Below are 9,657 nucleotides of genomic sequence, written 5' to 3' on the forward strand. Positions count from 1 at the left end.
AATTCTCCATCAAAAGGGAGAATTTTGAAGGAAGATATTCCCGACAACAAGGCATTCTTGTCCATGTGCGGATGACCGTGCGAAAAGCCATCTTAAATGAGCCGAAGCCTTTTGGTTACTTTTGGGCTTCAAAAGTAACGAAGATAATTGGCATCCGTGAGCTCCTTCGTCGGTTTGGTTACTTTGGGCTTTAAAAGTAACGAAGAAAATGATTTTAATTCATGTTTGTATGGGGCGGGCGTATTCGATACGCCCCTAACGTATTGGGGACTTTCCTGCGACAAATTGACCCAAATCATGGTCCATCCTCTCATCCTCGTTGGGTGAGCTCTCCCTGAGCGAAGCCGAAGGGGAGTCGAATCCCAATCCTGGTTCAAAACAATCCTTCAATCGACTATAATATACCCCTAAAAAATTTAATTCAAATCACCTTTCTTCATTTCATTCACTTTCTTCGCCAGCAGCAGGTGCGAGACCAGCCCCAAGACCGCAAAACTTGCCCCTACTGTACATACCCCTGTCCAACCGGCAAATCCCCAAGCCTGTGCTGCCAGCCATGAACCGAAAGAACCTCCGATAAAGTAGGTCACCATATAAACCGTATTCAACCTACTTGTTGCAGGGGTCTTGATAGCGAAATAATCGGATTGGTTCATGATATGCGAAGATTGCAATCCCAGATCGATCATGACAATGCCGATTACCAAGCCCAAATAGGTATTCCCCATAAAATAGGTAAAGAACCAACTGAAAAGGAGGATAAAAAGTGAAACCGTAATAATTTTATGTCTAGACCAAACTCGATTTAATTTACCAACAAAGGCAGCACCTAAAGCTCCTGCTGCTCCAATCAAGCCAAATGTACCCGCCACTGATGGACCGACCTCAAAGGGTGGCTCTTCAAGGTGAAAGGCCAAAGTGGTAAATACTGCACATAAAGAAGCGAAACTAACCGCACCTCTGAATGAGGCCAATTGTAGGATAGGTTCTGATTTTGCCAGATTCCAAACGGACTTCATTAAGGAAGAATAATTCCCTTTGAAGTTAGGTTTCATTTCCGGCAACATACGGTACACAAAGATCCATGAAATCAACATCAGGACTGCGGCTCCATAATAAATACTTCGCCAGCCCCAAATATCGCCTACAATACCGCCGATAAACCTGGACAGTAAAATTCCCATCAACAAGCCTGACATCACCATGCCGATATTTTGGGACCTACTCTCTTCATTAGACAGGTCTGCTACCATAGGTACAAAGAGTTGCGGTATAACGGATGTGCATCCTATCAAGAAACTCGCAATGGAGATCATCCATAACTCTTTGGACATGGCCATCCAAAGCAAGGCTAAAAAAACAAATACCAGATCAATAAGTATCAACTTCTTTCTGAACAGCTTATCACCTAATGGAATGATCATCAATAATCCAAAGGCATATCCAAGCTGGGTCAGGACGGTAATCTTACTGATTGTGGATTCAGAAACCTCAAATTCTGATGCCATCTCTGCCAATAAAGGCTGATTATAATAATTATTCGCTACAACGACCCCTGATACGATTGTCATGAGCCATAACAGGGATTTTGAAAGTATAGGATTTCCGCTTTTTTCCATAGATTTTATTAATATCGTAAAACTAAAGAATCTACCCTTGGTTTGGGTTTAAAACTTAAAATTTATAAATCCTATTTGAGTTACCTTCAATAATTAAAGGAACAACCTCATTCCTTCAGCATATCCTACAGAAACACCTTAGTTGTGACGCCTCAAGCGCTCGGCAAAATCCGAAAAAGGATCGCTTATGCCTAATTCTTGAGGACCTGACAAGCAAAGTGATTTTTTGACAGTCTAAATTTCCCGAAATCCATGACATTTTGGCTATTATTTTAACTATTATCAGTTGAAGAAATTAGCTATGGTTTGAAGATTGTTTGTTAATTGTCATTAAAAAATCCGGTAAATAATTTAAACTCCCTGTATTTCAACATCTTATTGATTAGTTAAAAAAAATAGTTGCTTAAACATCTAATACGTCGATCAAGTTGGTACAGAGATTGACTATTTGACCATATATGACAATAAAGTCAAACAATTAATATTGAAATCATGAAAAAATTATTACTTACATTATCTGCTGTAGCAGTATTAGGATTAGCAGCAAATGCACAAACTGAAAAAGGTAAATTTATGCTAGGTGGCCAAGTTACCTACCAAGGTCATTCTATTAAAGATTCAGACACAAAATCAAATGAGTTTAGCATCATCCCTAATGTGGGTTACTTTGTAGCCGATAATATCGCTGTAGGTACTGGTATTGGTTACTCTTGGAATGAACGCCAAAATGGTCCTGACACAAAAAATAACTATTCTTCTTTTGTTGTTGCTCCATTTGGAAGAATGTACAGTAACAATGAAGGTCCTGTAAAATTCTTCGGTCAATTGACTGTTCCTATGTCATGGGGTACTGAAAAATTAAATGGTGATAAAACAAGTACTACAGCAAACTATGGTGTGGAATTAGCTCCTGGTGTGGCTTACTTCCCTACTTCAAACTTAGGTATTGAATTTAAAGTAAAAGGTTTGTTCTACAACAATGGTTCTTCAACTGATGAAGCTACTGATGTAAAATCTACAGTGAATACATACGGATTGAACGTAAATTCATTAGCTCCAACTGTTGGTGTTACTTTTCACTTTTAATCGATAATAATTATTATAGATAAAGGGATTGCCTAAACGGGCAATCCCTTTATTTTTTACCTACTTTTCTCCAAACGTACTAGTTTTCCATCCAGATGGGCAAGGCAAATTGTTTCAATAGATTGGCCAATTTCACTTCTTCTATCTCGGTTTTTTTTACCCAACGGATTTCCCTAAGTTCCGCATGTGGTTCTATCTTTTCAAATTGATCCACAAATTCACATTGAAAAACATAGCCCCGGACCGTTTTTCCCTTTTCATTGACAGCTTGGGCCTCATGTACGCCTAAGAGCTTACAATGCTGTTCTTCCAAATTAATATGCAATTCTTCGTTCAGTTCCCGGATCAAACTATCCACGGGTCGCTCTTCCGCGTCTATCTTGCCTCCCGGAAGCTGATAATAGCTGGAGCCATTTTTTTGGACGGTCAATAACTCGTCCTGTTTGTTAATGATAACTCCAACGGCAATGGTGATGTAGTTATTTAGCTTCATTTGATGAATTTGAGAATTAATTTCCTAATTTCCGAAATAATGGAATGATTTTTAGTATTCAATAGGTTGATATTGAAGTTAATCCTATTTTTGCATCAAAAATAGATTACAATCCACTAAAAAATACCAAACTAGCGAATGAAACATTACTTTTTCTGGTCCTTACTCTTTGCTTTATTAATCGTCGCATCCTGTAAGAACTCGTCAAAAACCACTAGTGCTGCTGAGAAAAGAAAGCAAGATTCCATAGAGCGCGTTAAAAAAGCTCAAGAAGAAGCGGAAAGAGCAGAAAGGGAAAGACCTCGCACTGCAGCTGACATCAAACTGGAAAAAGATCTACAATACGATAAACACTCTTTAGAGGAAACCTATCCTTACAAGGATACCACCCGCCAATTCCAAATCGAAAAGATCAAGGAAAAATTGGCATTCATTGAAAATTTCCAAAGGGCTCCCCATCAATATGGCGTCCTTCAAAACTATAAAAACCGTAATGGCGAAGCTGCCGTTGTGGAAAACTTTGTCCGTAATGCCTATAAACGGGTTTCCGACACCTTAGGCACCGAAAAATATCAGTCTGCACCGCTATACCAAGCCGAAGACAGTAAAAAACCTTCCATTTACGGCCGTGATGGATCCTTGGTAAGCTTGGAAAGCGCCGACACCCTAAAGATGGTCAAGGTCAATGGGATCTCCTTTGTAGGAACCTGGTTTGTGCCGAAAAGATATGTTAAATCTATCGGTGATTCCCTGAAAATTACCCATGTCAACATTGTAGATGTTACAAACCAAAATATTATGACCGTGGAAAGAACGGGCGAAAATGAATGGAAAATCCGCAGTATGAACCCTGCTACATCGGGTCAGCACAACCCGCCTCACCAGATGGAAACACCGGTTGGAATCTTTATGGTCCAAGAACAAAAACCAAAAATGTTCTATTACGGCGATGGGACGACGACCATTGAAGGATTTGCCCCATATGCGTCCCGATTCACCAATGGAGGCTATATCCATGGTGTGCCGGTGAATAATCCAAAAGGTAAGATCGTGGAGTATTCATGGTCATTGGGTACGACACCAAGGTCACATATGTGTGTCAGAAATGCGTCATCTCATGCCAAGTTTGTTTACGACACGTCAAAACCCTTTAAATCCCTGGTGGTTGTAATAGACTAGAACCGTATTTAACACTTTGATTGTCATATTTTTCCTAGCTTTGTAAAAAGAGACTAGGAAAATGTGCTTATGAATAAACTATTGCTTATTTCATTATGGGCTATTGCGACCTCCACAATGTCTGGAGACCTAAACATCAATCCGCAAGTAAATGCTCCTAAAGAAATCACACAGACAAAAGTAGAAGTAGTAAAAGATCCAGTTAAAGAATTATATGATGAAATGAAACTGCAAGGGATCATTAAATGGGACGCCTTCGAGCAAGCTATGCAAGGTTACCAGCAATTGAACCCCAAGAACAGGAACATCATGACCATCATTGATTTCACCTTGCCTTCAACCGACAAAAGAATGTATGTCCTGGACATGAAAGCCAAAAAGCTTTTATACCACAACATAGTTTCCCATGGAAGAAACAGCGGTGAAAAATTTGCAAAATCTTTTTCTAACAAACACGGATCTTTCCAAAGTTCACTTGGATTCTACTATGCTGAAGAAACCTATTACGGCGGAAATGGATTCTCATTGCGCCTGGATGGACTTGAAAAAGGAATCAATGATCAAGCAAGACCTAGGGCCATCGTGGTTCATGGAGCTGATTATTGCAGTACAGATATCATTAAATCTACCGGTAGATTAGGAAGAAGCTACGGCTGCCCTGCCCTACCTCGCGAATTGACCAAACCGATCATCAATACGATCAAAGGTGGAAGTCTGATGTATATCTATGCCGGAAACAAAGAATATCTGGCCTCTACAAAATTTGTAAAGAAACATCCTTTGGAACCAACCTCTACCCTGATTGCCACTCAGCATGATGAGGAAACAGGTAAATCTAAAACTGTTCTGAATTAAGTATTTAGTACTAAGTATTTAGTATTTAGACGGAGGTTCCGATAAAAGATAAAGATCATGGATCCGGTTATTGAAACTGGGGTTCATGATCTTTTTTTTGATTACATATTTAGAAATATGGAATAACGGCAAAATTTGCTAGCTTCGAATTGAAACAATACGTTCTTTTTTGGCAAAGAAAACATTCCCCCACCAACAAGGAATTTCAATAATATCTTGAATTCAAAATCAACCTATCAAAAGGCCATTTTTTTGGACAGGATTTTAGCTAAAAGACCTACCTTATTCGAGACATATTCGAGAATCATTCGGGAATTTACTGGATTGAATTGGGAATTGATCTCTAACATATTTTCAATTTTCCGAATGTGTCTCGAACAAGGTCAAACTGAGGTCAAGATAATAGGCACGAAAAAGGCCATGATAAAATCATGACCTTTAAATCTTAATATTTCTATAATCCAGACTAGCTGCTGAAGTATGCTCTTACGTTCTTACCTTCCATCCAGTTCATGAAGGCACGGTTTACAACCTTGTTACCTCCCGGAGTAGGATAGTTACCAGAGAAGTACCAATCACCTTTGTGGTTTGGACAGGCAATATGCAAGTTATCCAACGTTTGGAAAATTACTTCCAACTCTGCGTTCAGGTTATGAGGTTTCACGATCCTGGAGATCTCTTGCGAGATCTGATCATCGGTAAACGGCTCATAGATTGCCTTTACATAGTTTTCAACCTGATCTTTCGGCATGGTCGTTGAAGCCAAACATTTTTGATAGACCTCATCAATGATGTGGGCCAATCCATTCTTGCGCAATAAGGCGATTGCTGCCTCAAATGCAACGAACTCTGACATCCTGGACATATCGATACCATAACAGTCCGGATAACGGATCTGAGGCGCTGAAGAAACGATTACGATCTTTTTAGGATGTAGACGGTCCAGAATGGTTAGGATACTCTGCTTTAAGGTCGTTCCCCTAACGATAGAGTCATCGATGGCAACGATGGTATCTTCATGGTCATTTACGATACCGTAAGTTGTATCGTAGACATGTTGTACCATATCTTGACGGTCAGCATCTTGCGTGATAAAGGTGCGGAGTTTGGCATCCTTCACGTTCAATTTCTCGAAACGAGGTTTTAGATCCAATACTTCATTCAATTCTTCATCCGAGATTTTATCCGTGCGGTTCAAAAGGGCCTCTTTCTGGCAATCTCTGACATGTTGGTTGATTCCTTCCATCATACCGTAGTAAGATACTTCGGCAGTATTCGGGATGAAAGAGAATACCGTATTCTTGATATCGTTGTTGATACCCTTCAATACTTGGGGGATCAATAATTTACCAAGGGATTTACGTTCTTGGTAGATATCAGCATCTGACCCTCTGGAGAAATAGATTCTCTCAAAGGAACAGGACATCTGTTCTACCGGTTGTCTGAACATTTCTTCAGTTACCGTTCCATCTTTTTTAGCGATCAAGGCATGGCCTGGTTTGATCTCTTTGACAGCAGTCAATGGAATGTTGAAAGCTGTTTGTATTACTGGTCTTTCCGAAGCCACGACCAACACTTCATCGTCTTGGTAGTAGAATGCTGGGCGGATACCTGCAGGATCACGCATAACGAAAGCATCTCCATGACCGAAAATACCGGCGATGGTATAGCCACCATCCCAAGTCTTTGCTGAACGGGTCAATATCTTGGCAACATCGATGTTTTTCGCAATCTGGGCGGAAATCTCAATATTGGAATAACCGTCCTGCTTGAATTTATCGAAAAGCTTTTGGTTTTCTTCATCTAGGAAGTGACCGATTTTTTCCAGTACCGTAACCGTATCCGCTTGTTCCTTAGGGTGCTGTCCGAGATCGTACAGTTGCTGCAACAGTTCATCCACATTGGTCATGTTGAAGTTACCTGCTACAACGAGATTTCTGGACATCCAGTTATTCTGTCTAAGGAATGGATGACAGCTTTCTATACTGTTTTTACCATGTGTGCCGTAACGCAAATGGCCTAATAACACTTCGCCCGTGAAGCTCACATTGTCTTTCAACCATTGGGTATCCTTGGATTCCTCAGGATAAGCTTTGTTAACCGCAGCGAACTTCTTCTGAACGTATTCGAAGATTTCGGCAACTGCCGAAGACCCCATGGCCCTGTACCTCGAAATATAACGGTTACCAGGCTTGACGTCGAATTTAATCGTCGCAATACCCGCTCCATCTTGGCCTCTATTGTGCTGCTTCTCCATAAGAAGGTACAACTTGTTGATGCCGTAATAGGGCGTACCGTATTTTTCTTGATAATAAGATAGGGGTTTTAGTAGTCGGATTAGTGCGATACCGCACTCGTGTTTTATAGCGTCACTCATATCTTGAATTGATGGCACAAAGGTACGGAATTTTGAAAAAATATCAGATACATCTTAATGTAAAAAATATTTCACTTAAAGATAGACTTCAGACAAGAGACATCAGACACCAGAACGGAAATATCGGATATTACTGTTAAAATAATGTGGAGTTAATTATATTCTATAATCCTGTTGAGGGAAAAAGAATTTTGTATGGTTGGGCGTATCTGATATGCCCAACCATACAAAACCTTTGGTACTGCGGCTCTCCCATTATGGGTTTACAACTTTAGGCTTTGTGTATTCGATGAATTTTTCACGTCTTGAAACAAACTCAGCTTTTTCTATGCGTTGCCAAGTCATATAGCTATTGACCATGATACCGTCCGAAAGAATCGGTTCAACGGATTTCAGGTACAGGATATCACCTTCAAAATCGATCTTGCGTTCCTGGAATTGACCTTCCCAATTCGGGAATGAAGATGTTGTAATGGAATATTGAACAATAGCATTGTTATTGTCGATCTTATATGAACCGGCAAAAGCGATAAAACCTTTGACCTGTTCTTGGATTTCCTTTTCGTTCGCTAAATAGCGGTCATCAGAGGCATATTGACTGCGCTCTGAACTTGATATCTGGACTGACATAAAGCCATCAGCTCCATACATTAATAATCCCTTTGGAGATTGGCCCATCGGGAATATTGAATCTGCACCTTTAATAGGTACTTCTATATAGGATAGTAGTTGCCATGTGCCTACTAATTCATTCTTCAATGTTGTCATTTAGGGGTTATTGTTTGCCATTATAACGGCGATTCTTCATTAATAGTTTGTAACATTCCTTATATAGATATTTCTGTGACAAACGAAACATCTGTATATTCGGTAAACAAGTTTTAGACCAACCTTGGTCCCTAAAAAAGAAGAAAATCTTAATCCCTTGAATATGAACATGAATTGTTATTGTGGTTCTGGAAATAATTATGAAGATTGTTGCAAAATTGTACATCTTGACCTAAAAAATGCCGAATCTGCCGAGCAGCTGATGCGGGCAAGATATAGTGCTTTCTGCCTATCCTTGGTCGATTTTCTGTATAATTCCTTCCACCCCAACAGCAGAAGGTTCCAGAAAAAGTCCGAAATTGAACAGTGGAGCAAAGAGAATAAATGGGAAGGATTGGAAATCATAAAAGCCACTGAAAACACGGTAGAATTTAAGGCCTATTTTGTGGATCCCTTCGGTGGAAAACAGCAGCACCATGAAAAATCCAGGTTCCAAAAACTGCAGGGGACTTGGTACTATTTGGATGGCAGAATAATTGCCTAAATAATATTATGGTTTTTGAGGGTTTGGAATTTATTGGAAATTAGTAAATTAGTAAATAACTAAATATTTTAAACTATGGGAAAGTTTGTAATTTCAACTAGGAAGAATGGGGAATTCCAGTTCAACCTAAAAGCTGCAAATGGACAGGTCATCCTAAGCAGTGAAGGTTATACCACAAAAGCTGCTTGTGAAAACGGGATACAGTCCGTTAAGAAAAATTCACAAGACAGTTCAAAATTTGACAAGTTAACAGCAAAGAACGGTAAGTTTTACTTCAACCTAAAAGCTGCCAACGGTCAGATCATCGGAACGAGCGAAATGTACGAAAGCGAAGCTGGCCGCAGCAACGGCATCAAATCAATCCAAGAAAACGCTCCTGACGCAAGTATTGACGATACAACAGTTTAATATTCGAAAATATTACCATTATGGAGAGCCACATTGATTGTGGCTTTTTTTGTGGCCAGATGTACGCATGCCGTCCATCTCTCCAGCAAAGGAATGAACCGGGGGGGCTAAAGGACTTCCTACGGAAGGATGGATGAATGTTTTGAGAAACAATTGGAAGGGGTGAGATATTTTTCTGCAAATTTCTTCGTTACTTTTGAAGCCCAAAAGTAACCAAAAGGCTTCGGCTCATTTAAGATGGCTTTTCGCACCATCCACTACACATGGACAAGAATGCCTTGATGTCGGGAATATCTTTCAAAAGATCATCCCTTATGATGGGATGATC

Annotated in this window: 10 protein-coding genes; 6 read left to right on the top strand and 4 right to left on the bottom strand. The window is 39.9% G+C overall.

Features of this window, described 5'->3' with window-relative positions:
• Positions 1–194 (top strand): hypothetical protein (locus ACWIB3_RS18490; RefSeq protein ID WP_454292362.1); only part of this gene is annotated, 194 nt, incomplete at its 5' end.
• A 222-nt stretch (positions 195–416) separates the two neighbouring features.
• Here ACWIB3_RS18490 and ACWIB3_RS18495 read toward each other — a convergent pair.
• Positions 417–1,571: an MFS transporter gene (locus tag ACWIB3_RS18495; protein WP_454292363.1), complete on the bottom strand. Its 1,155-nt coding sequence runs from the start codon at positions 1,569–1,571 to the stop codon at positions 417–419.
• 540 nt (positions 1,572–2,111) lie between these two features.
• Here ACWIB3_RS18495 and ACWIB3_RS18500 point away from each other — a divergent pair.
• A complete protein-coding gene (locus ACWIB3_RS18500; RefSeq protein ID WP_185218742.1) occupies positions 2,112–2,705 on the top strand; it encodes an outer membrane beta-barrel protein in 594 nt (197 codons plus the stop codon).
• A gap of 79 nt (positions 2,706–2,784) precedes the next feature.
• Here ACWIB3_RS18500 and ACWIB3_RS18505 read toward each other — a convergent pair whose 3' ends face one another.
• Positions 2,785–3,198 (bottom strand): NUDIX hydrolase, encoded by a 414-nt coding sequence (locus ACWIB3_RS18505; protein WP_254527892.1) that lies wholly within the window; start codon positions 3,196–3,198, stop codon positions 2,785–2,787.
• Between the two features lie 138 nt (positions 3,199–3,336).
• Between ACWIB3_RS18505 and ACWIB3_RS18510 the strand changes: the two genes are divergently transcribed.
• Together ACWIB3_RS18510 and ACWIB3_RS18515 are read left to right on the top strand one after the other, a co-directional pair.
• Complete coding sequence (locus ACWIB3_RS18510; protein ID WP_454292364.1) at positions 3,337–4,377, top strand: L,D-transpeptidase; 1,041 nt, start codon at positions 3,337–3,339, stop codon at positions 4,375–4,377.
• 69 nt (positions 4,378–4,446) lie between these two features.
• The gene (locus ACWIB3_RS18515; protein WP_237219580.1) at positions 4,447–5,232 is read left to right on the top strand and encodes a murein L,D-transpeptidase catalytic domain family protein; all 786 of its coding nucleotides are present in this window, start codon (positions 4,447–4,449) and stop codon (positions 5,230–5,232) included.
• A gap of 466 nt (positions 5,233–5,698) precedes the next feature.
• On the opposite strand, the gene ACWIB3_RS18520 is transcribed toward ACWIB3_RS18515, so the two are convergent.
• Positions 5,699–7,609, bottom strand: a complete 1,911-nt coding sequence (locus tag ACWIB3_RS18520; protein WP_313262115.1) for an amidophosphoribosyltransferase — start codon at positions 7,607–7,609, stop codon at positions 5,699–5,701.
• 255 nt (positions 7,610–7,864) lie between these two features.
• Positions 7,865–8,377 (bottom strand): lipocalin-like domain-containing protein, encoded by a 513-nt coding sequence (locus ACWIB3_RS18525; protein ID WP_185214270.1) that lies wholly within the window; start codon positions 8,375–8,377, stop codon positions 7,865–7,867.
• Positions 8,378–8,540: 163 nt separating this feature from the next.
• Here ACWIB3_RS18525 and ACWIB3_RS18530 point away from each other — a divergent pair, with 163 nt between their 5' ends.
• Together ACWIB3_RS18530 and ACWIB3_RS18535 are read left to right on the top strand one after the other, a co-directional pair.
• Positions 8,541–8,921: a YchJ family protein gene (locus ACWIB3_RS18530; RefSeq protein ID WP_313262114.1), complete on the top strand. Its 381-nt coding sequence runs from the start codon at positions 8,541–8,543 to the stop codon at positions 8,919–8,921.
• Positions 8,922–8,996: 75 nt separating this feature from the next.
• Positions 8,997–9,329, top strand: a complete 333-nt coding sequence (locus ACWIB3_RS18535) for a YegP family protein (RefSeq protein WP_185214268.1) — start codon at positions 8,997–8,999, stop codon at positions 9,327–9,329.
• The last annotated feature ends 328 nt before the right edge of the window (positions 9,330–9,657 follow it).

This window comes from Sphingobacterium sp. NPDC055431 (genome assembly GCF_053644255.1).

Bases quoted from the DNA above. Each gene is read 5' to 3' on its own strand.
- ACWIB3_RS18495 (WP_454292363.1), bottom strand. From the start codon at position 1,571: ATGACAATCGTATCAGGGGTCGTTGTAGCGAATAATTATTATAATCAG.
- ACWIB3_RS18500 (WP_185218742.1), top strand. From the start codon at position 2,112: ATGAAAAAATTATTACTTACATTATCTGCTGTAGCAGTATTAGGATTA.
- ACWIB3_RS18505 (WP_254527892.1), bottom strand. From the start codon at position 3,198: ATGAAGCTAAATAACTACATCACCATTGCCGTTGGAGTTATCATTAAC.
- ACWIB3_RS18510 (WP_454292364.1), top strand. From the start codon at position 3,337: ATGAAACATTACTTTTTCTGGTCCTTACTCTTTGCTTTATTAATCGTC.
- ACWIB3_RS18515 (WP_237219580.1), top strand. From the start codon at position 4,447: ATGAATAAACTATTGCTTATTTCATTATGGGCTATTGCGACCTCCACA.
- ACWIB3_RS18520 (WP_313262115.1), bottom strand. From the start codon at position 7,609: ATGAGTGACGCTATAAAACACGAGTGCGGTATCGCACTAATCCGACTA.
- ACWIB3_RS18525 (WP_185214270.1), bottom strand. From the start codon at position 8,377: ATGACAACATTGAAGAATGAATTAGTAGGCACATGGCAACTACTATCC.
- ACWIB3_RS18530 (WP_313262114.1), top strand. From the start codon at position 8,541: ATGAACATGAATTGTTATTGTGGTTCTGGAAATAATTATGAAGATTGT.
- ACWIB3_RS18535 (WP_185214268.1), top strand. From the start codon at position 8,997: ATGGGAAAGTTTGTAATTTCAACTAGGAAGAATGGGGAATTCCAGTTC.